18 protein-coding genes and 1 pseudogene are annotated in these 21168 nt (G+C 67.5%); 6 read left to right on the plus strand and 13 right to left on the minus strand.

Going from position 1 to position 21168, the window contains the following annotated elements; translation table 11 throughout:
- Both ACWGRX_RS21050 and ACWGRX_RS21055 read left to right on the plus strand, forming a co-directional pair.
- Window positions 1-2171, plus strand: a pseudogene (locus ACWGRX_RS21050) (hypothetical protein); the annotation flags it as partial.
- A 129-nt stretch (window positions 2172-2300) separates the two neighbouring features.
- Window positions 2301-3776, plus strand: coding sequence for a protein adenylyltransferase SelO (locus ACWGRX_RS21055; protein ID WP_452119130.1), 1476 nt, complete (start codon window positions 2301-2303; stop codon window positions 3774-3776).
- 88 nt (window positions 3777-3864) lie between these two features.
- Here ACWGRX_RS21055 and ACWGRX_RS21060 read toward each other — a convergent pair whose 3' ends face one another.
- Genes ACWGRX_RS21060 through ACWGRX_RS21085 form a run of 6 tightly spaced genes read right to left on the minus strand, consistent with a single transcriptional unit; the run spans window position 3865 to window position 9314 of the window.
- Entirely contained in the window at window positions 3865-4317 is a 453-nt protein-coding gene (locus ACWGRX_RS21060; protein ID WP_452119131.1) for a hypothetical protein, read from the minus strand.
- Between the two features lie 29 nt (window positions 4318-4346).
- Window positions 4347-4955, minus strand: a complete 609-nt coding sequence (locus tag ACWGRX_RS21065) for an ABC-type transport auxiliary lipoprotein family protein (RefSeq protein WP_452119132.1) — start codon at window positions 4953-4955, stop codon at window positions 4347-4349.
- A gap of 4 nt (window positions 4956-4959) precedes the next feature.
- On the minus strand, window positions 4960-6093 hold the full coding sequence (locus ACWGRX_RS21070) for an MlaD family protein (protein WP_291634121.1): 1134 nt from the start codon (window positions 6091-6093) through the stop codon (window positions 4960-4962).
- Window positions 6094-6102: 9 nt separating this feature from the next.
- Window positions 6103-6915, minus strand: coding sequence for an ABC transporter ATP-binding protein (locus tag ACWGRX_RS21075; protein ID WP_452119133.1), 813 nt, complete (start codon window positions 6913-6915; stop codon window positions 6103-6105).
- 35 nt (window positions 6916-6950) lie between these two features.
- A complete protein-coding gene (locus tag ACWGRX_RS21080) occupies window positions 6951-8096 on the minus strand; it encodes an MlaE family lipid ABC transporter permease subunit (protein WP_452119134.1) in 1146 nt (381 codons plus the stop codon).
- Window positions 8097-8102: 6 nt separating this feature from the next.
- On the minus strand, window positions 8103-9314 hold the full coding sequence (locus tag ACWGRX_RS21085; protein ID WP_452119135.1) for an MFS transporter: 1212 nt from the start codon (window positions 9312-9314) through the stop codon (window positions 8103-8105).
- Between the two features lie 102 nt (window positions 9315-9416).
- Between ACWGRX_RS21085 and ACWGRX_RS21090 the strand changes: the two genes are divergently transcribed.
- Window positions 9417-10307, plus strand: coding sequence for a hypothetical protein (locus tag ACWGRX_RS21090; protein ID WP_452119136.1), 891 nt, complete (start codon window positions 9417-9419; stop codon window positions 10305-10307).
- Window positions 10308-10325: 18 nt separating this feature from the next.
- Here the strand turns inward: ACWGRX_RS21090 and ACWGRX_RS21095 are convergent, their stop codons facing one another.
- From ACWGRX_RS21095 to ACWGRX_RS21105, 3 genes are all read right to left on the minus strand, one after another.
- Entirely contained in the window at window positions 10326-11210 is an 885-nt protein-coding gene (locus ACWGRX_RS21095) for an ABC transporter permease (RefSeq protein ID WP_452119137.1), read from the minus strand.
- Window positions 11207-12022 carry an ABC transporter ATP-binding protein gene (locus ACWGRX_RS21100; RefSeq protein ID WP_452119138.1) on the minus strand — a complete coding sequence of 272 codons (816 nt, stop codon included), beginning with the start codon at window positions 12020-12022 and terminating at the stop codon, window positions 11207-11209. Before ACWGRX_RS21100 ends, ACWGRX_RS21095 begins: the two co-directional genes overlap by 4 nt.
- Before the next feature lie 164 nt (window positions 12023-12186).
- The gene (locus ACWGRX_RS21105; protein ID WP_452119139.1) at window positions 12187-13215 is read right to left on the minus strand and encodes an ABC transporter substrate-binding protein; all 1029 of its coding nucleotides are present in this window, start codon (window positions 13213-13215) and stop codon (window positions 12187-12189) included.
- 285 nt (window positions 13216-13500) lie between these two features.
- On the opposite strand from ACWGRX_RS21105, the gene ACWGRX_RS21110 reads away from it, so the two are divergent.
- Window positions 13501-14298 (plus strand): creatininase family protein, encoded by a 798-nt coding sequence (locus ACWGRX_RS21110; protein WP_452119140.1) that lies wholly within the window; start codon window positions 13501-13503, stop codon window positions 14296-14298.
- A 189-nt stretch (window positions 14299-14487) separates the two neighbouring features.
- Here ACWGRX_RS21110 and soxR read toward each other — a convergent pair whose 3' ends face one another.
- On the minus strand, window positions 14488-14949 hold the full coding sequence (gene soxR, locus ACWGRX_RS21115) for a redox-sensitive transcriptional activator SoxR (RefSeq protein WP_452119141.1): 462 nt from the start codon (window positions 14947-14949) through the stop codon (window positions 14488-14490).
- Between the two features lie 74 nt (window positions 14950-15023).
- Between soxR and ACWGRX_RS21120 the strand changes: the two genes are divergently transcribed.
- Together ACWGRX_RS21120 and ACWGRX_RS21125 are read left to right on the plus strand one after the other, a co-directional pair.
- Window positions 15024-15578, plus strand: a complete 555-nt coding sequence (locus ACWGRX_RS21120; protein ID WP_452119142.1) for an NADPH-dependent FMN reductase — start codon at window positions 15024-15026, stop codon at window positions 15576-15578.
- A 245-nt stretch (window positions 15579-15823) separates the two neighbouring features.
- Window positions 15824-16594, plus strand: a complete 771-nt coding sequence (locus ACWGRX_RS21125; protein WP_452119143.1) for an MBL fold metallo-hydrolase — start codon at window positions 15824-15826, stop codon at window positions 16592-16594.
- 113 nt (window positions 16595-16707) lie between these two features.
- Here ACWGRX_RS21125 and ACWGRX_RS21130 read toward each other — a convergent pair whose 3' ends face one another.
- The 3 genes from ACWGRX_RS21130 to otnK all read right to left on the minus strand — a co-directional run bounded on the left by ACWGRX_RS21130 (window position 16708) and on the right by otnK (window position 20994).
- Window positions 16708-18219: a malonate--CoA ligase gene (locus ACWGRX_RS21130; protein ID WP_452119144.1), complete on the minus strand. Its 1512-nt coding sequence runs from the start codon at window positions 18217-18219 to the stop codon at window positions 16708-16710.
- Window positions 18220-18257: 38 nt separating this feature from the next.
- Window positions 18258-19592 (minus strand): malonyl-CoA decarboxylase, encoded by a 1335-nt coding sequence (locus ACWGRX_RS21135; protein WP_452119145.1) that lies wholly within the window; start codon window positions 19590-19592, stop codon window positions 18258-18260.
- Window positions 19593-19728: 136 nt separating this feature from the next.
- Window positions 19729-20994: a 3-oxo-tetronate kinase gene (gene otnK / locus ACWGRX_RS21140; protein ID WP_291649955.1), complete on the minus strand. Its 1266-nt coding sequence runs from the start codon at window positions 20992-20994 to the stop codon at window positions 19729-19731.
- Window positions 20995-21168 lie beyond the last annotated feature (174 nt).

Here is a 21168-nt window from a genome sequence, read left to right on the forward strand (position 1 = left end):
AGTACGGCTCGCAGATCGCGCTCACGCTGCAGAGCAAGTCGGACGAGTTCACCACGACGCTCGGCGCCAGCGACGCGCAGCTTCGCGCCCTGTTCGACGAGAAGGGCAATGGCATGATCAGCGCGCTCGGCCAGCGCGGCGCGATGATCGCCCACACCCTGCAGTCGAAATCGGACGCACTCGCCGCGGCGCTCGGTACCAGCACCGAAGAGCTGCGGACGCTGCTCGACGAGCGCGGCGGCAGCGTGATCAGCACCCTCGACCAGCGCGGTGCCCAGATCGCGCAGACGCTGGACACTAAGTCCGGCGAGCTCGCCGCGACGCTCGGTGCCCGGACCGAGGAACTGCGCGCGCTGTTCGCCCAGACCGGCGGCGGCATGATCGAGGCGCTCAGCCAGAAGGGCGAAGCGATCGCCAGCGAGGTCGCCAATGTCGGCGAAGCGGTGGTGCGGACCCTCACCAGCCGCGGCAGCTCGATCATCGAAGGGCTGCGCGAGCGCGGTGCCGACATCGCCGGCGCGCTCGAGACGGCCTCCAGCCAGCTGCGCGAGACGCTCGAAAGCGGCACCAGCCAGTCGGTCGAGGCCCTGCTCAAGACCAATGAGCAGCTGCGCGGCGAGCTCGGCGGCATGCTCGGCCGCCTCGGCGAGGCGAACAAGCTGATGCAGCAGATCGTCACCGGCGCGAACAAGAACCTCGTCGCGATCGAGGGTAGCCTGTCCGGCCGCGTGGAGGAGCTGCAGAACGTGCTCTCGAGCGTGGTCGAGGAGACCGGCCGCGCCTCGATGCAGGTCGCGGGCCAGATCGAGGCGCTGAAGGGCTTCTCGGAAGGCACGCTGCGCGAGACCGCGGGCCTGATCTCCAGGATCGACGAGCAGGGCTCCTCGATGACCGAGGCGACGCAGACCAATGCCGCGGCGCTGAACGCGGTCGCGGCCCGGCTCGAGCAGGTCGAAGCCCGCGTCGGCAATGCGCTGGCCGACCGCAAGGAGGCGCTCGAGCATCTGCACGGGCTGATCGCCACGCGCACCGACGACATCGAGCAGATCACCCGCTCCTTCTCGTCGACGCTCGACGAGTCGCTCAGCGCAGCAGAGACGCGTACCCGCCAGATCGGCGGCGTCCTCAGCGAATCCGCGGAGACGACGACCAATGCGATCACCGCGCAGTTCGACACGATCCGCGCCGCCAGCGGCCGCGAGCGCGAGCGCATCACCCAAGCGCTGCGTGCCTCCTATGAGCAGGTCGTCAACGAAGTCGGCGCGGAGATCGCCAAGGTCACCGAGCGCTTCCAGAGTGCGGCCGAGGACATGCGCACCATGTCGGCCGAGATCCAGCAGGAGCTGGAAGCGACGCGTTCCGAACTGAAGCGCGGCGTGCTCGATCTGCCGCGCGAGACGCAGGAATCGACAGCCGCCATGCGCCGCGTCGTCGCCGACCAGATCAAGGCGCTGAACGAGCTGACCGAGATCGTGACCCGGTCGGGCCGCAGCAGCGACGTCGCGCGCCCGTCGAGCGATGCCGCCGGCCGCCGTGCCGCGGCCGGTGCCGCGAGTGCTCCGGCGCAGGTCGTGGCGACGGTGCCGAGCCCGCGCATGCCGGCCCTGATGGAGCCGCTGCGCGCCTCGATCGACCCGACGCCGGAACCGGCGCGGCCGGAGCCGGCGCGCAGCCCGGCGGCCGAGCCGGTCCGCCAGGAAGTGGCGCGCACGGAAGCGGTGCGCCGGCAGCCGGAGCCCGCTCCGGCCAAGTCCGGCTGGCTTTCCGATCTGCTCAACCGGGCCTCGCGCGACGACCGCGCACCGGAGACACCCAAGCCGACCGCCCACAGCATCGAGAAGCTCGATTCGCTCTCGGTCGACATCGCCCGGATGATCGACCATGACGCCGCCGTCGAGCTCTGGGACCGCTACAAGCGCGGCGAGCGCAACGTCTTCACGCGCCGGCTCTACACGCTGCAGGGCCAGCAGACCTTCGACGAGATCCGGCGCAAATACCGCCGCGACGCGGAGTTCAAGGAGACGGTCGACCGCTATATCGAGGAGTTCGAGCGCCTGCTCGGCGAGGCGGCCAAGGATGACCGCGACTCGATGGTGGCCAAGACCTACCTGACCTCGGAAACCGGCAAGGTCTACACCATGCTGGCCCATGCCAGCGGGCGCTTCGAGTAAGCCGCGCGCCTGGGACGACAGAATGAAGAGGCCGCCCGCAAGGCGGCCTTTTTCTTGTCGGCGGCGGGCGCTGGCAGCGCGCGGGGGCCATCCCTTTGCGAAGCCGGTGGCCCGGACTATCTACGAGCAATGAGCAGGATCGCTTTCGACAACTCCTATGCGCGGCTCCCCCCGCGCTTTTTCGCGCCGGTCGAGCCGACGGCAGTCAGCGCGCCGCGTCTCATCAAGCTCAACGAGACGCTGGCGACGGAGCTCGGCCTCGATCCCGCCTGGCTGAGCAGCCCGCAGGGCGTTGCGACGCTCGCCGGCAACAGCCTCGTCGAGGGGGCGATGCCGATCGCGACCGCCTATGCCGGACACCAGTTCGGTGGCTTCAACCCGCAACTCGGCGACGGCCGTGCCATCCTGCTCGGCGAGGTGGTCGACCGCGAGGGCCGCCGTCGCGACATCCAGCTCAAGGGCGCGGGCCCGACCCCGTTCTCGCGCCGGGGAGACGGCCGGGCCGCGCTCGGGCCGGTTCTGCGCGAATACATCGTCGGCGAGGCGATGGCCGCACTCGGCATTCCGACGACGCGGGCGCTCGCGGCAGTGCGGACGGGGGATTGGGTCAGACGGGAGCGTCCCCTGCCCGGCGCCATCCTGACGCGCGTCGCCGCCAGCCATATCAGGATCGGCACCTTCCAGTTCTTCGCGGCGCGCGGCGACGTCGAGGGCCTGCGCGTGCTCGCGGAGCATGTGATTGCCCGGCACTATCCGGATTGCGCCGGCAGCGAGGCGCCCTATCTCTGTCTGCTCGAGGCCGTCATCGCGGCGCAGGCCGCCCTCATCGGGCAATGGCTGCTGATCGGCTTCATCCACGGCGTCATGAACACCGACAACATGTCGATCGCCGGCGAGACCATCGATTACGGGCCGTGCGCCTTCATGGACAGCTATGATGCCGGCACGGTGTTCAGCTCGATCGACGAGCATGGCCGCTACGCTTATGGCAACCAGTCGGCGATCGCGCGCTGGAACCTGACCCGCTTCGCCGAGGCGCTGCTGCCCCTGCTGGCCGAGGATGTCGATCAGGCGATTCCGATCGCACAGGCGGCGCTCGACCGCTTCGAGCCCCTGTTCCAGAGCGGGCTCGTCGCCGGCTTCCGCCGCAAGCTCGGCCTCGCCACGGAAGAGCCCGAGGACATCGAGCTGATCAGGACGCTGCTGGAAACGATGCAGCGCGGCAAGGCCGACTTCACCCTGACCTTCCGACGGCTTGGCCAGAACAGCACCTCTCCCGCCGATGGCGAGGCCTGCCGCGACCTTTTCGAGAACCCCGCCGAATTCGATGGCTGGGAAAGCCGCTGGCGCCAGCGGCTGCAGAAGGAGGCGCTCGCGGCCGAGGCGCGGCTGGCGGCAATGCGCTCCGTCAACCCGCTCTTCATCCCGCGCAACCACCGTATCGAGGCGGTGATCCAGGCAGCCGAGGAACGGGACGACCTCGCCCCCTTCGAGGAACTGCTTTCCGTGCTGGCGAAGCCCTATGAGGAGCAGCCGGGGCGCGAGAGCTATGCCTTGCCGCCGGCCGCCCATGAGCGCGTTCTGGCGACATTCTGCGGCACCTAGAGCGTTTCCGCGACCCCGGGCCGCGGAAATTCTCTATCTGTTTGTTTTATCGCCTTTTTCCTCACGCGAACCGGTGCCCGCTTCGCGCTCAATCTCGCGGCAGGAGGTCGGCGCGCCGCAAGTCCTTGGCCCGCCCGAAGCTCTCGACGATCGCGCGCAGCTCCTCGCGTTCGGGGACAGGGAGCGCGATGCCGCCGACCCGGACGACCTGCCGCGTCGCGGGAACGACCTCACGCCAGGCATCTCCGGAGCGGACCGCGAAGCCGGCTATGACCTCGACGGGAAGCGGAGCACCGCCCCAGGAGAGATAGACCTCGGAGCGGAACCGGGGATGCGGCGCGGGAGCACGCAGTTCAAGACCGAGCTGGCGCGCGACGCGCCTCGCATCCGCGACGCTGGCCAGGATATCGACGTCGGCGACGTCGCTCACGCGCCCGCCATGCAAAGCGATGGCTGCGCTGGCGATGACCCACCACGGCTCCCGTGCGACGGCCATAATGCCGGCGGCGGCGGCGAGCGTCTCATGCAGGGCCTCGGGCAAGACGACAGGCGCCGCCCCACGCATCGGTGTCAGCCGCGGCCGGCCCAGCGCACGATCTCGATCAGCACCTGCGACAGCGCCTTGTCGAGCGCATGGGCCGCGGCAGCCCCGTCGACCGTGCCGGCCGGCACCCGCGCCGAGAACAGCTTGGCCCGCTGGATCTTGCCGGTGCGGTCGCCGACCAGCTTGGCGGTGATCTCGACCACGGCCTGGCCGCTCGCGGCATCGATGTTGAAGCTGCGGATGTCGGTGTTGAGCTGGACATCCGGCACCATCCGCTCGCCCGGCCGGCTGACCGCAGCTATCCGGCTGCCGTTCTCGAAGGTCTGGATCAGTCGGGTCTGAACCAGGCGCGGCACGCGGTCGGCCCATTGCGCGCTGCCGAGGAAGGAGAGCGCGCCGGCCGAGTCCCTGACGATCAGCCGATCGGAATCGAGCGCCAGCACTGTCGTCGGCTCGGCGACGACGAGGGCAGCCTGAGAGCCTCCGACCCGGCCGAAATCGCGCGGGGCCGAGAGGTCGAAGGTCGTCGGTGTCGGGCCAGCACCGCAGCCGGTCAGCAGCAAGGCGATCGCGATCGCGCCGGAGGCGGCACGCGCGCGAACGGAGAACGACGAAAGCGGGCTGGGCATCAGCATCGAACTAGCGCGATCCACCGTATTGGGGAAGCGGCGGGCGGCCGCCGAAGATGAACTGCTGGGGATTACGCTCGAAGCTGCGCAAAGTTCGATTCACATCGGCCAAAGTCCGCTTGCCGTCGGCGGCCAGCGATTCGAGATCGCGCAGGCCGGGACCCGTGAAGCGGTTGATCCCGGTGGTGATCTCCGCCGTCCGCTTATCGAGATTGTCGGCGAGAACGCGAATCGACTTCGCGGCATTGCCGACCTCGGCGAGGGCGCCCTGCCCGTCTTCCGCATTCAGGAAGGACTGCGCCGCCTTCAGCACGCCCTCGACCTGATCGGCGGCGCGATTAAGCTTCTCGGTGATCGAGGCGACGTCGCTGACCACCTTCGAGACGTCGTTGCTGGAGCCGCCGAGCGCCGCGGTGAACTTGTCGATATTGCCGATGATGTTGGAGATCTTCTGCTCGTCGACCGAGCGGACGACCAGGGTCAGCTCCTCGCTGAGCACGCCGAGCTTCTGGGTCAGCGGCGAGATCGTCTCGGCGATCTGCCCGAAGCTCGCCATCAGCTTGTCGATGCCGTCCGCATTGTTGCCGAGCGCTGCAGAGAACCTCTCGACATTGCGGACGGTCGCGGTGATCGAACCGGCGTTTTCCTTGATCAGGCCGTCGAGGCTGCCCAGCACCTCGTCCGCCTTCTGCGCGACATTACGCACGGATTCGATGATGTCCTGGAACTCCGAGCGGTCGGCGTAGATCGTCGGCAGCGCCTCCCCCTGCTTCGCCTGGAGGACCGGCGCGTCCTGCTGGCCACCGATCAATTGCAGCGCGACCACGCCGGCCAAGCCCTGCGCCTCGATGCGGGCGCGCGTGTCTATCCGCAGCGGAGTCGTGTTCTCGACCTCGATCACCCCGTAGATGCGACTGGGATCGTCAGGCTGGAGCCCGATCTGCTTGACCTCGCCGACGCGCAGGCCGTTGAAGAGCACGCTCGAGCCGCGCGCCAGCCCGGTCACCGACCCGGTGAAGATCACCCGGACATCCTGCTTGCGGCCGGAGCCGCCGCTGCCGAACCAATAGACGAAGCCGAACATCGCCGCGATCACCGCGAGCGTGAAAAGACCGACCAGAGCATAGTTGGCGCGAGACTCCATGTTGCTCCGTCAGGTCCTCATACTGTCTTGCGGCAATCGGGCCCGGGCCCGCTCGCCGCCGAAATAGGCTTTCAGCCAGGGATGGTCGCAGGCCAGCATGTCAGCGAGCGAACCGACCGCGATGACACGCTTATCCGCCAGGGCGGCTATTCTGTCGCACGCGACGAAGAGACTGTCCAAATCATGCGTTACCATGAACACGGTCAGTCCCAAAGTCTGCTTCAGCGTCATGATCAGTTCGTCGAAATCGGCGGCGCCGATCGGGTCGAGCCCGGATGTCGGCTCGTCGAGGAAGACGATCTCGGGGTCGAGGGCGAGCGCGCGGGCGAGTGCGGCCCGCTTGATCATGCCGCCGGAGAGCTCCGAGGGCGTCTTGTCGGCGGCGTCCCGCGGCAGGCCGACCATCTCGATCTTGAGCATGGCGAGCTCGTCGAGCAGCTTCGGCGAAAGCTTGAGATATTCCCGCATCGGCAGCTGGATGTTCTGCTTGACGCTCAGTGCCGAGAACAGCGCGCCATGCTGGAACATCACGCCGAAGCGCCGCTCGAGCGTCCGGCGGCCACGTGCGTCGAGCCGGTCGACATCCTCGCCGAAGACCTCAATCGTCCCGCGCTGCTTGCCGACGAGACCGAGAATGGTGCGCGTCAGCACCGATTTACCCTGCCCGGAACCGCCGACAAAGCCGAGAATCTCGCCGCGCATCACCTCGAGGTTCAAGCCATCCATGATGACCTTCTCGCCGAACGCGACCTTGAGATTGCGCACGCGAATAACCGCCTCGCCGGCGCCGGCAGAGGCAGGCTCCCTCGCGGCCATCGGCATTGCCAGATCCCCCTGCTCCGCCATCGCCCTGCCCTTCAGAAACTGATCGAGGCGAAGAACATGGCGAAGAGCCCGTCGACGACGATGACCATGAAGATCGCCTTCACCACCGAGGCCGTGACCTGGCGCCCGAGCGATTCGGCCGAGCCCTTCACGGCGAGCCCTTCGATCGAGGCGATCAGGCCGATGACGAAGGCCATGAACGGCGCCTTGATGAGGCCGACAGCGAAATGCTGCCAGGTGATCACCGATTTCAGCCTGGCGAGGAAGGTGTCGGGGCCGATGCCGCCATAGAGCCAGGCGACGAGCCCGGCACCGACCAGCCCCGCCATCGCGGAGATGAAGGTCAGGATCGGCAGCGAGATCATCAGCGCCAGGATGCGCGGCACGACCAGGACCTCGATCGGCTCGAGACCCATCACCCGCAGCGCATCGATCTCCTCGCGCATCTTCATCGAGCCGATCTCGGCGGTGAAGGCCGAGCCCGAGCGCCCGGCGACCATGATCGAGGTCAGGAGCACGGCAAGCTCGCGCAGGATCAGGATGCCGGTCAGGTTGACCACGAAAGCGGCGGCGCCGAACTGCTGCAGCTGGAAGATGCCCTGCTGCGCGACGATACAGCCGACCAGGAACGAAATCAGGATGATGATCGGCGCGCCGCTGAAGGCGATCAGCTCGATCTGGTTGATCAGGGACGGGCCGCGAAACTTGCGCGGCCCGAACAGCGCCCCGCCGCAGGCGATCATCACCTCGCCGAGAAAAACGGCGCCTCCGACCAGGTCACGGCCGAAATTGGTGATGGCCTTGCCGACATTGACGAGGACGGTGACGAGCCCGATCGGCTTACCCGGCGCCTTGTAGTCGGAGGAGCGCAGAGCGACCTCGCCGAGCAACACGCCGTGCTCGGGGCGGCGGCTGGCGAGCTCGACCTTCGCGCCACTGGTCTCGCCGATGTCCTTGAGGCGGGCGAGGAGGTAGGCGCCGAGCGTATCGAGACGGGAAATAGCCGAGAGATCGAGCTGCGCCTGTCGGACCGCTGCGACGCGCTCACCGATCTCGGCAGCGAGCGCTTCCAGACGCGGGGCGCGATCGGCGCTCCAATTGCCGGTGAGCGCGACAGCCAGGACTCCGCCCTCATCGCGATAGACCGCTTGCGGTTCAACGTCGTCGACGGCGGTCATGAGGGTTTACCGGCCTCTTGCGATCGAATCTGTCGCCCCCCGGCCTGTATCGCCGCGCAACCCCGCAATGGCAAGCGTCGCGAGCCCGGCCCCGACCAGCGCGACCGGAACCATGGCCAGGAAGACGCCAGGGCCGAGAAGCCGGTAGAGATAGCCGGCGAGCACGGTCAGGGTTCCCATCGCCAGCGCGCCGACAGCCACGAGACGCCCTTGCGCCGCCGCCCGGCGCGCCTCCGGAGCCAGGGCCGAGACCGCGGCGAGCGCGCCCAGATGCGCGCAGGCGAAGCTGATGCCGTGCAGGAGCTGGAGCCCGATGGTGAAGGCGAAACCGGGGTCTAGGGCCATCAGACCAAAGCGGAGCGCTGCTGCCATGGCGGCGATGACGGTCCAGCGCAGTCCGCCGACGCCACGGGCGGCAATGCCACCGGCGAAGAGGAAGACGCCGATCTCGGCGACCACCGCGATGGCCCAGAGAAAGCCGATGCGCTCGTCGCTGAAGCCGAGACTGCGCCAGTGCAGCGAGCCGAAGGCATAGAGCGCGGCATGGGTGGCGTTGACGCAGGCCGCGGCCATGATGGCCAGCCAGAAGCTCGTCGAGAAGCCGCGGATGGGCATATCCCGCCCGCTCGCCTCGGCCGCCGCCGGGGGCGGCGGAGCCTGCAAGGCCGCCAGTGCCGCCATCAGGCTGCAGCCCGCGAGAACGAGCGGTATCGGCCAGGCACCGTGGCGTGCCACGAGGTAGCCTCCGGCGAGATTGCCGACCACGAAGGTGATCGAGCCCCAGAGGCGAACCCGGCCATAGTCGCGCAGGCGGCCGGCGCGGACCTGGGTCGTGGTCAGGATATCGGCGAGCGGCACGACGCCCGAGAGTGCGACCGCGGCGAGCGTGGTGACGAGCGCGATCGGAACCAGCCCTTCGAGCCTCGACAGCGTGTAATAGGCCGCCGCGGCACAGGCGTTCAGCAGCGCCAGCAGCAGAACCGGGGCGATGCGCCGGTCGGCAAGGCCGGTGATCCATGACGCCGCCAGGACGCGCACCAGGATGGGGACGGCGAGAACATAGCCGATCTCGACATCGCTCAGCCCCTTCGCGCCGAGCCAGATCGGGAAGAACGGCAGATAGAAGCCGATGCCGACGAAGTTCAGCCCATGCATCAGGGAGAGGCGCGCAGCGAGCCAGCGCCCGGAACCAAACCCGGAATAAGGCGAGGAGGACATGGCCGTGGCAGCGATTTCTTAAAGAATCATCAGCAGATTGCCGGATGGGCATCTTCGATCGGCTCGACTCGATTTGACCAGCCCGTGGAGAGCAGCCTTGCCATGAGCGATGCGCGTTCGCTGACGCCTCTGAGCGAGGTGGACTATGAAGCCATCTCGGCCGCGGTCATGGAAACCGGGCGTGGCCGCTGGTTCCTCGCGGAATACGCCAAGCGCAACCGCCAGTCCGACACCGAAATGGTGCTCTCGGCCATTGGCCGGCTCGAACGGCTCCTAGTTGCCCCCGCTGCCGTGCTCGAAGCCAATCTCGGCTTTCCGGATGCGGCGCGCGCGATCGCGGAACTGCGCGAGGATCTCGAACGCGTCGGCAGCGCGGCGCCGTCGCGGCTGTCCGGCCGTATCCAGGAGGCCGCCTCCGGTATCATCGGCGCCGCCGAAGCCATTCAGGAAGCGGCCTGGACGCTGCGCGAGAGCGGCGCAGCCCCCGATATCTGCGACAAGCTCGACCGTCGCGCCGCCGAGATCCACGGCGCCACGGCGACCGTCGAAGCGGCGGCGGACCAGATCGAGAAGATGACCGCCACCGTCGCCATGCTCGATTCCAGCCTGCGCGCCCTGGTCGAGGGCACGGCCGTTCCGCTCGAGGCCACGCCAGCCGCCGTGATCGTGGAAAGCCCGGAGCTACGCCCCCCGCTGCAACTGCGCCAACCGCTCACCGATCCCGGCGATATCGACATCGTCGAAGTCGACACGCAAAGGCGCGCACCGCTGGCACAGGACGGGCCGCAGCCCGGCAGGCAGCGCCTGCGCCGGTTGGCCGGCCGTTCCATGGTCGACGAGGACATCGTCTTCAGCGATATCGGCGCGCCCGCGGAGGCGTTTCCCGCCGTGCCGCCGAGCAGCTCGGCGCGCCTCGAGATCAGCTATTCCGAGGCGGATCTGCGGGCGATCGGCTCGCTGCCGGTCGGGGAACGGCTGCGCTTCTTCGCCTGAGCCGGCCGTTTCCGTCTTTCAGTTCTCGCGCTTCAGTGCGCTCTCGTGCCAGCGCCGCAGCAGGAGATGCGAGATCCAGCTCGTCGCCAGGAAGATCGCGACACCCGTCAGCGAGATCATGATCAGCGCCGCGAAGACCCGCGGGATCTTGAGCTGATAACCGGATTCCAGGATCCGGTAGGCGAGCCCCGAAGCGCTGCCGCCGGTACCGGCGACGAATTCGGCGACGACCGCGCCGATCAGCGCCAGCCCGCCCGAAATCTTCAACCCGGCGAGGAAATACGGCAGGGCCGCCGGCAGCTTGAGATAGCGCAGCGTCTGCCAGCGCGTGGCGCCATGCAGCTTGAAATAGTCGACGAGATTGTGGTCGGCCGAGTTCAGCCCGAGGATGGTGTTGGAGAGAATCGGGAAGAAGGCGACGATCCAGGCGCAGATCAAGAGCGAAAGATCGATATCGCCGGCCCAGATGATGATCAGCGGCGCGATCGCGACGATCGGCGTCACCTGCAGGATCACCGCATAGGGCAAGAGCGCCATTTCCAGCCATTTCGACTGGGTGAACAACACGGCGAGCGTGACGCCGAAGAACACCGCCGCCGCCAGCGCCATGAAGGTGATGCGCAAGGTGATCCAGAGCGAGCCGGAAAGCGTCGCCCAGTCCTCGACCAGCGTCTGCCCGATCAGCAGCGGCCCGGGCAGGACATAGGACGGCACCTCGTTCCAGCGGACGAGAAACTCCCAGAGCCCGAGCGCCAGGGCGCCGATGCAGAGCGGCGCCAGCAAGCGCGGCCAGGCGCTGGCCGGCAGGCCGAAGAGATGCGGCTCCCGATCGAGAATCGGACGGGCCTCGGCATCGGTGCCGTCATGGGCCTGGGAGGCTGTCGCTGTGGCGGGGGCGCTCATGAGCCGATGGCCTCCTTGAGCCGGCCGGAAGCGAGCCTGCAGAGGCTGGCATAGTCGGCGGAGGTACGGAACAGATCGTCACGCGGATAAGGCGCGTCGACCGTGAAATCGGCCATGACCCGGCCGGGACGCGCCGCCATCACGACGATGCGCTGCGAGAGGTAGACCGACTCGAATACCGAATGGGTGACGAACACCGCCGTGAAGCGCTCCTTCCACCAGAGCTGGAGCAAGTCGTCGTTCAGGCGATGGCGGGTGATCTCGTCGAGCGCGGCGAAGGGCTCGTCCATCAGCAGGATCTTCGGCCGCATCACCAGCGCACGGGCGATCGAAACGCGCATCTTCATGCCGCCGGAGAGCTCGCGCGGATAGGAGTTCTCGAAGCCCTTGAGGCCGACCAGAGCCAGCATCTCGGCGGCACGCTCGGCCGCCTCGCGCCTGGGAACATGCTTGAGCTTGAGCGGCAGCATGACATTGGCCAGAGCATTGGCCCAGGGCATCAGCGTCGGGTCCTGGAAGACGAAGCCGAGATCGGGCCGCGCGCCCGCTGCACCGTCTTGTCCGGCGCCCCGCCATTCGATCGCGCCCGTGCTGGGACTGGCGAGGCCGGCGATCATGCGCAGCAAGGTCGACTTGCCGCAGCCGGAGGGGCCGAGCAGGCTGATGAACTCGCCGGCGCCGAGGTCGAGATCGACATCGCGCACGGCGAGCGTGCCGTTGGCGAACTGCTTCGAGACCCGGCGGACGCTGACCAGCGGGCTCGTGCCGCTCGCCGATGTCGCCGGGGATGTGCTCAGATAGGCCGTGTCCAAAGCCTGATGGTCCAATCGCTTAGGGCTTGTCTGGAATGGCGATAACCCGGATGGGCCGCGGCGCAAAGCGCGCTGCGGTCATTCCGGGCTACCCATCCCCAGGAGGGTTCCCCGCACATCCGCCGACGATGGCCGATGGCGGCGGAACCGGGCGGTCGCGACGATCAGGCCTTGCCGACGCCCTTGTTGACGAATTCCAGGCTGTAGGCCTTGCGGAAATCCACTCCGGCCGGAATGACCCCGGCCTGCGTCATGCTGTTGTAGAAGCGCTCCCAGCGCGCATCGGTCATGGCACCGATGCCCAGAGTGAGCGCGTCGCCGGAGAGGACGATGCCGTTCTCGGTCATCGCCTTGAGGGCGTAGTCGAGCTTCTCCTGGTCGATGTCCGGATTGTCCTTCAGGATCCGGGCATTGGCCGCGGCGATGCCCGGTCCGCCCTTCAGATACTCGGCCCAGCCCTCGAGCGAGGCGGTGACGAAGCGCTGGACCAGATCCTTCTTCTCGTCGACCATCTTCTTCGAGATGGTGATGGTGGTGTTGTAGTTCTCGAAGCCGGCATCGGCGAGGAGATGCACCACCGGCTCGACCCCAGCCTTGCGGATGGCGAAGGGCTCGGAGGAGAGGAAACCCTGCTGTGAAAGCCGCTTATCCGCCAGGAAAGGCGCCATGTTGAAGGTGTACGGCCGCACCTGCTCGTCGCGATAGCCGAATTTCAGCTTGAGGAAGGGCCAGAAAGCGACCCGACCCTGCGCGCCGATGAGGATCGGCTTGTCCTTCAGGGCCGCGAGCGAATCATTGCCCTGGCCGGGATGAGAGATCAGGACCTGCGGGTCCTTCTGGAAGATCGAGGCGATGCAGAGGAAGGGAATGCCTTCCTTGGCGAAATGCAGCGCTTCCAGCGAATTGCCCATGATCATGTCGACGCGGCCGCCGAGCAGGAGTTGGGTCGGGTTCTGCTGCGGGCCACCCGGGCGGATGTCGACGTCGAGCCCGTACTTCTTGTAGATGCCGTTGGCGGCGGCGAGGTAGAAGCCGCCATGCTCGCCCTGGGCGCGCCAATTGGTCTGGTAGCTGACCTTGTCGAGCGTCTGCGCGTTGACGCGCGCGCCGGGAACCGGGATCAGCACCGAAGCGGCCGAACCACCGATCAGCCCGAGCGCGGCGCGCCGATCAAGGCGATACTTCATCGTCATGTCTGAAACCCTTTCCGCAACTGATGGTGGCGGCTCGCGGTGGGCGACGCACGAGCGCTGGGCGGCGACCGGCGGAGAATGCCCCCGGCTCAGCCGGCGCACAAGCGCCAGACAGCGGCTTCGGCAGCGCTTGTCCATGCATGGCGGCGCCCGATCCGGCGCGATCCACAGCTAAGCCTTCGCGCCCTGCCTCGCTGCCATGGTGCAAAGGCGGGTTCCAGCGCGGTCTTTGCAATGTAGAAGACAGCGACGGGACCTGACCCGGCCTAGCGAGGACCAGACGAGATGAGCGCGCGCTTCTGGGGCGATCTGAAGACCACCGATTTCCAGGGTCTCGCGCCCGAAACCACCATTGCCGTGCTGCCGCTGGCGGCGATCGAGCAGCATGGTCCGCATCTGCCCGTCTCGGTCGACACCACCGTGATGAACGCGATGCTGGCGCTGGCGATGCCGCAGGTTCCGGCCGGGCTCGACGTGCTCGTGCTGCCGACGCTGGCGATCTGCAAGTCGAACGAGCACCTGCACTCGCCGGGCACGCTCACCCTCTCCTGGGAAAGCGCGATCCGCAGCTGGATCGAGATCGGCGAGAGCGTGAAGCGCGCCGGGTTTCGCAAGCTCGTTCTCGTCACCTCGCATGGCGGCAATGTCGACCCGATGAAGGTCGTCGCCCGCGAACTGCGCGTCGCCCACGGCATGCTCGCCGTCTCGACCTCTTGGAGCAATTTCGGCCTGCCGCCGGGCCTGTTCGCGCCGCTGGACGCGCTGCACGGCATCCATGGCGGCGATGTCGAGACCGCGCTGATGCTGCATTTCAGGCCGGACCTCGTCGACATGAGCAAGGCCGGCCGCTTCGAGCCGCTGACGGTTACCATGGCCGAGGATTACAAGTGGCTGCGTCCGACCGGGGCACACCCCTTCGCCTGGATGGCACAGGACGTGAATCCGTCTGGCGCGGTCGGCGATGCCAGCCTCGCGACGGCAGAAAAGGGCAAGGCGACGGCCGAGTTCCAGGCGAAGGGATTCGTGGAACTTCTGGCGGATGTCGCGAAATTCCCGCTGGAAAAGCTCTACAAGGCGGGGTGAACCCGTCCTTCCGGGGTGCTGCGTAGCGAAGCGCCCGGACTCTCCGCGCGACATTGCTCCAGCGCGTCATGCTCGCCCTTGGGGCGAGCATCCACGTCCTGAACGCCGTATTGCAAAAAGGCAGACGTGGATGGTCGGGACAAGCCGACCGTGACGGTGGCGCACGGCATCTGCGCCACCGCAGCAATCTCAATCCGGATCGAGCAGGCGCGGCCCCGGCCCCTGCTGACCGAGCTCGTCCCAGGGATTGTGGAGCGGACAGCTCTTCACCGAGAGGCAGCCGCAGCCGATGCAGTCGGTGAGATGGTCGCGCAGCCGGGTCAGGCGGTCGATCCGACGCTCCAGCTCGAGCTTCCACGCCGCGGAGAGTCGACTCCAGTCCTCGGCCGTCGGGGTGCGTTCGGCCGGCAGGGTCTGGAAGGCCTCGCGGATGGTCTTGAGCGGAATGCGGGTGCGCTGGGCGACCTTGATGATCGCGACCCGGCGCAGGACCTCGCGCGCATAACGGCGCTGGTTGCCGGCACTGCGGCGGCTGCGGATCAGCCCTTCCGCCTCGTAGAAATGCAGGGCCGAGACGGCAAGGCCGCTGCGCCGCGCCACCTCGCCGACGCTCAGATCCTCCGCGAAAACCCTGCGTGCCTTTGCGACCACGGTGCTTGACCTCAACCTTAGTTGAGGTCTTATACGGTGTGCTCCGCTGGTTCACCAGCCCAAGGAGCGCTCCCATGCATCGCCGGCTCACCCCCGCCATCCAGCTCGCCGTGATCTACGGCAGCTCCCGCGAAGGCCGCCTTTGCGACAAGATCGCCGGCTGGACTCTGGCGCAGGTCGAGGGCGAAGGCCCATTCTCGGTGGAAGCGGTCGATCCGGCCGCGCACGACCTCGCCGAGGTCAAGGCGAGGCTCGGCCGCGCCGATGCCTTCATCGTGGTGACGCCGGAATACAATCGGAGCTTTCCAGCGCCGCTGAAGGCGATCATCGACGATACCGGCCCCGAATGGCGCGGCAAGCCGGTCGCCTTCGTCTCCTATGGCGGTGTCTCGGGAGGCTTGCGGGCCGTCGAGCAGCTCCGGCTCGTCTTCGCCGAGCTGCATGCCGCGACGATCCGCGACGGCGTCTGCTTCGCCAATGCCTGGAACCAGTTCGACGAGGCAGGCCGGCTCGCCGATGCGGAGCGGGCCGAACGGGCGATGGCGACGATGCTCGGGCAATTGCACTGGTGGGCGAGCGCCCTGCGCAGCGCTCGCGCCGACGTGCCTTATGGCCAGTTCGCCGCTTAGCCCCCTCTCGACCTCATCCTGAGGAGCCGCGCAGCGGCATCTCGAAGGATGCTTCAGGGAGCTCGGGAGAGAGCTGGACCGTCCTTCGAGACGCGCCCTACGGGCGCTCCTCAGGATGAGGGCTGGGGAAGATCGAAGGCGGGGTCTAACGCCGCGATGCAGTTTCCTTCACAAATCGGAACTGGTCGCGGCGCGGCTTTGGCGGAAGGATCGGCGGGGTCCGATCCATCTGCCTAGGAACCGCCATGCAGCTTCAGCTCCTGCGCAACGCCCTGCTCAAGCTCACCTATGCCGGCAGGACGCTGCTGATCGACCCGGATCTGGGCTCGAAGCACAGCCGGCCTTCCTTCACCGGCCGCTCGCAGAATCCGATGGTCGCGCTGCCGGAGCCGATCGAGAGCATCCTTGCCGGGGTCGAGCAGGTCATCGTTTCGCATCTGCATGCCGACCATTTCGACGCGGTCGCGAAGGAGCGCATCCCGAAGGAGCTGCCACTGCTCTGCCAGCCTGGCGACGAGGAGACGATCCGAGCCGCGGGCTTCAGCAATGTGACGCCGCTCGAGCATTTCCTACGGCTCGGCCCGATCGTGATCACCCGGCAGCCGGCCCAGCACGGCACCGGCGCGGTGGTCGAAAAAATGGGGCCGGTGATGGGGCTGGTCTTCGAGGCGCCCGGTGAGCCGACGCTCTATTGGGGCGGCGACAGCGTGCTCTATCCGCCTTTGCGCGACGCCGTCGCGACGACCGCCCCCGACGTGATCGTCACCCATTCCTGCGGCGCGAAATGGGACGACACGCTGATCGTGATGGACGCGGAACAGACGCTGGAACTTTGCGAAGCACACCCCGAAGCCATCGTGATCGCGACCCATATGGAGGCGCTGGACCATGCGACGGTCGATCGCGCCACCCTGCGCCGGGCAGCCGAGGCGCGCGGCATCGGGGCAAAGCGGCTGCGTATCCCGAGCGATGGCGAGATGATCGCGATCAGGTGTCCGGCGCCGGCGGGCAGCTGAACGGAATTTTCGTCATCCCGGACGAGCCGCGCCAGCGGCACCGATGCGGGATCCATACCTGAACCGTTCCGGCATGGATCCCGGGCTTGGATCCGGGATTTCCCCGTTCTCAGCTACTTGGCGTAGATGTCCTTGTAGGTGTCGCGCAGCAGGTTCTTCTGGACCTTGCCCATGGTGTTGCGCGGCAGTTCGGCGACGACAAAGACCTGCTTGGGCTGCTTGAACTTCGCCAGCCTCTGCTCCAGCGCCTTGGCGATGCCCTGTGCCGTGATGTCCGCACCGGGCTTTGCGACGACCACCGCCGTCACGCCCTCGCCGAAATCAGGATGCGGCACACCGATGACGGCGCTCTCGACGACGCCCGGCATCTCGTCGATCTCGGTCTCGACTTCCTTCGGATAGACATTGTAGCCGCCGGTGATGATCAGGTCCTTGCCGCGTCCGACGATATGGACATAGCCGTCGGGGTCGATCTTGCCGAGGTCGCCGGTGATGAAGAAGCCGTCCTCGCGGAACTCAGCCTTGGTCTTCTCGGGGTTGCGCCAATAGCCCTTGAAGACGTTCGGGCCCTTGACCTCGATCATGCCGATCTCGTCGCGGGCGAGTTCCTTGCCCGTCTCCGGATCGACCACCCGGGCCGAGACGCCCGGCAGCGGGAAGCCGACCGTGCCGGCGACCCGGTCGCCCGCATAGGGGTTGGAGGTGCTCATATTGGTCTCGGTCATGCCGTAGCGCTCGAGAATGGCGTGGCCGGTGCGCTCGCGCCATTCGCGATGGGTCTCGGCCAGCAGCGGCGCCGAGCCGGAGACGAACAGGCGCATATGCTTGGTCGCTGCGGGCGTCAGCCTCTGATCCTGGAGCAGGCGGACATAGAAGGTCGGGACGCCCATCATGCAGGTCGCCTGCGGCAGGTATTTGAAGACCTGGTCAGGGTCGAATTTCGGCAGCAGGATCATCGAAGCGCCGGAGAACAGCACCGTATTGGTGGCGACAAACAGGCCGTGCGTGTGGAAGATCGGCAAGGCGTGCAGCAGCACATCCTCCTTGCCGAAGCGCCAATAGTCGACCAGCGCCAGGGCATTCGACGAGAGATTGTCATGGCTGAGCATCGCCCCCTTGGAGCGACCGGTCGTGCCCGAGGTGTAGAGGATGGCGGCGAGGTCGTCGGCGCCGCGCGCGACATCGGCGAAGTCGGCGGGGGCCGCCGCAGCCTTCTCGATCAGGCTGCCGGTGCCGACGCCGAGCGTCTCCAGCTTGGCACCGGCCTTTTCGGCATAGGGGCGCAGCGCCTGCGCCTTGGCGGGGTCGCAGACGAAGACCGCCGGCTCGGCGTCGCCGAGGAAGTACTCGATCTCGGCCGGGGTATAGGCGGTGTTGAGCGGCAGGAAGATCGCACCGGCGCGGACCGCGCCGAGATAGAGCATCAGCGCCTCGATGCTCTTCTCGACCTGGACGGCGACACGATCGCCCGGCTTGACGCCGAGGGCGACGAGCGCCCCGGCATAGCGGCCGGAAGTCGCGACCATGTCGGCATAGCTGAAGACCCGGCCGTCATCGATCAGCGCGAAGCGGGCGTCCGGCGCCGGAATCCGCGCCCGGATGAGATCGAACAGATGGTTACCCATGATTGCGGGTCCTTTCAGGCAGTGTCGGTTCGTGTGGTTCAGGCGCCGGCCGGGCGCAGGAGCTTCTTGACCGAGGACGAGGCGACCACGGTGGAGCGGCTGGCGAAGGCCTCGTGATTGGCTTCGATGTCGGCGAGGTCGTAGCGGTAATTGACCATCACGCCATGCGACTCGCGCAGGCCCCGCTCTGCCAGGTTGCCGCCGACATTGATGCGCTCCAGTCTCGCGCCATTGCCGAGATGGAAGCGCGCTACCGGGTCGATCACGCGGCCCGAGCCGGTCCGGGCCCGCAGCATGTACTGCGCCATCATCTGGCCGAGCAGCTTGTCGCGCCGGGCGCGGCCGGCCTCGTCGAGCGCCGCGACCTCGGCGGGCTTTGCCATCAGGGCCGAAGCCTCCTCGTTGCCGAGGCCGAGCGCCGCAGGCTCGGCCAGCTCCCTGGCGAGCCAGCGCGCGAAACCCGGCACGGGCGAGAGCGTGACGAACACGTCGAGCCCCGGCAATTCGCGCTTCAGGTCCTCGGCAACCTGCTTGATTAGGAAATTGCCGAAGGAGATGCCGCGCAGGCCCTCCTGGCAGTTGGAGATCGAGTAGAACACCGCCGTGGTCGCAGCCGAAGCCGGCAGGATTTCACGCTGCTCGCCGAGCAGATCGTCGATCCGCCGCGGAATCTCGCCGGTCAACGCCACCTCGACGAAGATCAGCGGCTCGTCCACGAGCTGGGGATGGAAGAAGGCGAAGCAGCGCCGGTCGGCCGGCTCCAGCCGGCGGCGCAATTCGTCCCAGTCCTCGATCGTATGCACCGCCTCGTAGCGGATGATCTTTTCCAGCACATTGGCCGGGGTGTGCCAGTCGATCCGGCGCAGCACCAGGAAGCCGCGATTGAACCAGGAGGCGAAGAGATGCCGGAAATCGGCATCGACCACCGAAAGCCCCGGCTCGGTTTCGAGTTCCCGCAGCAGGCTCTCGCGCATCCTCACCAGCACATGAGTCCCCCCCGGCGCGAGGTTGAGCCGGCGGAAAAGCTCCTGCCGACGCGGCTCGGAGGCGAGATGCAGCTCCGAGACCGCGCTGGCGTCCGGCGCCTCGCGATAACGCGCGATCGCGGCTTCGAGCCGGTCGTGATCCGGCCCGAAACGCTCCTGCAGCATCCGGAAGAAGCCGAGCCGGCCGGCAGGGTCGAGCCGCTCCCATTCCTCGAGCACTGCCTGCGCCAGCGCCATGCCGGAGGCCTCGCCGCGCCCTGAAAGCAGATGCTCGCAGAGCTTGGCCAACGGCTCGCGCCGGCCTGACGAAAAGCGCTCGAAATTGATCAGCGCCCGTCCGCGATCGGCAACCGTCGTCAGGAGATCGCCGAGAAACGCCATGTCCATTCCCGTGCCTGCCTCTCATCCGGGAGCCGGGGCAGGTTCAAGCGGGAACGAATTCCCGCCCGGCTCGCATCCTGCTCCAGCCTCGCCGGCATCCTATACGAGTTTCCCAAGGAGCAAACGCGAGCGCCGCGGCAGGTCAGCGCAGCAGGCTCCAGGCCTTGAGGAAGAAGTCCGGCGCGCCGAAATTCCCAGATTTGAGCGCCACGACCAGTTCGGGACCGTCGACCACGCGGGTCCAGGGCACGCCCGGATCGATCTCGGGACCGATCTCCAGGGTGCGCACGTCGAGCCCCTGCACCACCGCGCCAGAGGTCTCGCCGCCCGCGACGAGCAGGCGGGAAACGCCGCCCGCGATCAAAAGCCGCGCCGCTTCGGCGAAGGCATGTTCGACGGTCTCGCCCGCCTTCTCGCGGCCGAGCTTGTCCTGGACTGCGGCAACCTCTGCCGGATCGTCGCTCGAATAGACCAGGAAGGGCTTGTCTTCCGGCTGGGCGAGCGCCCAGGCGGCGAGATCGGCAGCCTTCTGCGAGCCCGCGGCCAGAGCGAGCGGATCGACCTTCAGCGCCGGGATGCCGGCGGCGCGTGCCGTCGCGATCTGGCCGCGTGTCGCGGTCGAGCAGCTGCCCGAGATGATGCCGGCGCGGCCGGCCGGCGCGGAAAGATGGGTCGCCGTCTCGCGCCGCGGCAGCAGCCCGGCCTTGCGGAAGTTCTCGGGCAGGCCCATCGCGATGCCCGAGCCGCCGGTCAGCAGGACATGGTCGGAAATGGCCTCGCCAAGCACCATCAGATGACCGTTGTCGAGCGCGTCGGTGACGACATAGCGCACGCCCTCGGCGGCGAGCTCGGCCAGGCGCTTGCGGACGGCGCTCGCCCCCTGCGAGACGGCGGAATAGGCGACGAGGCCGACCGGATGCTGCGTCTGCGCGCCCATCAAGCGCATCAGATTGGAATCGCGCATCGGCGTCAGCGGGTGATCCTTCATCGAGCTTTCGTGCAGCGGCACGGCGCCGACGAAGAGATAGCCTTGGAAGATCGAGCGGCCATTGGCCGGAAAAGCCGGACAGATGATCGCCTGGCTGGCGCCGAGACGCTGCATCAGCGCGTCGGCCACCGGGCCGATATTGCCCTGAGCCGTCGAATCGAAGGTCGAGCAGTACTTGAACAGGATCTGGCGGGCGCCTGCGGCGAGCAGGGCCTCGCAGGCTGCGAGCGAATCGGCGACCGCCTCGGCGACCGGATTGGTGCGCGACTTCAGAGCGACGACGACGGCGTCCGCCTCCGGCAGCGCAGCGCCCTTGGCGGGCGCGCCGATGACCTGGAGGGTGCGCATGCCGGCGCGGTTCAGCATCAGCGCGACATCGGTCGCCCCGGTCATGTCGTCGGCGATCACTCCCAGCAGCATGGTCTCGCGCTTCCTCGTCGGCTCTTCAGATCGTTGGCTCGTCCGCAGGATCGCCGGACGCGCGCCTGAATAACAGAGTTCCTCGGCGATGCGACAGACCTGACCGCGCCTCAGCCATGCATGCCAGGGCAATCCCGTGGAATGGCCGCTTACTTGCACCCGGCGCCGCAGGCG

It is taken from the genome of Allobosea sp. NPDC055594 (assembly GCF_053618995.1).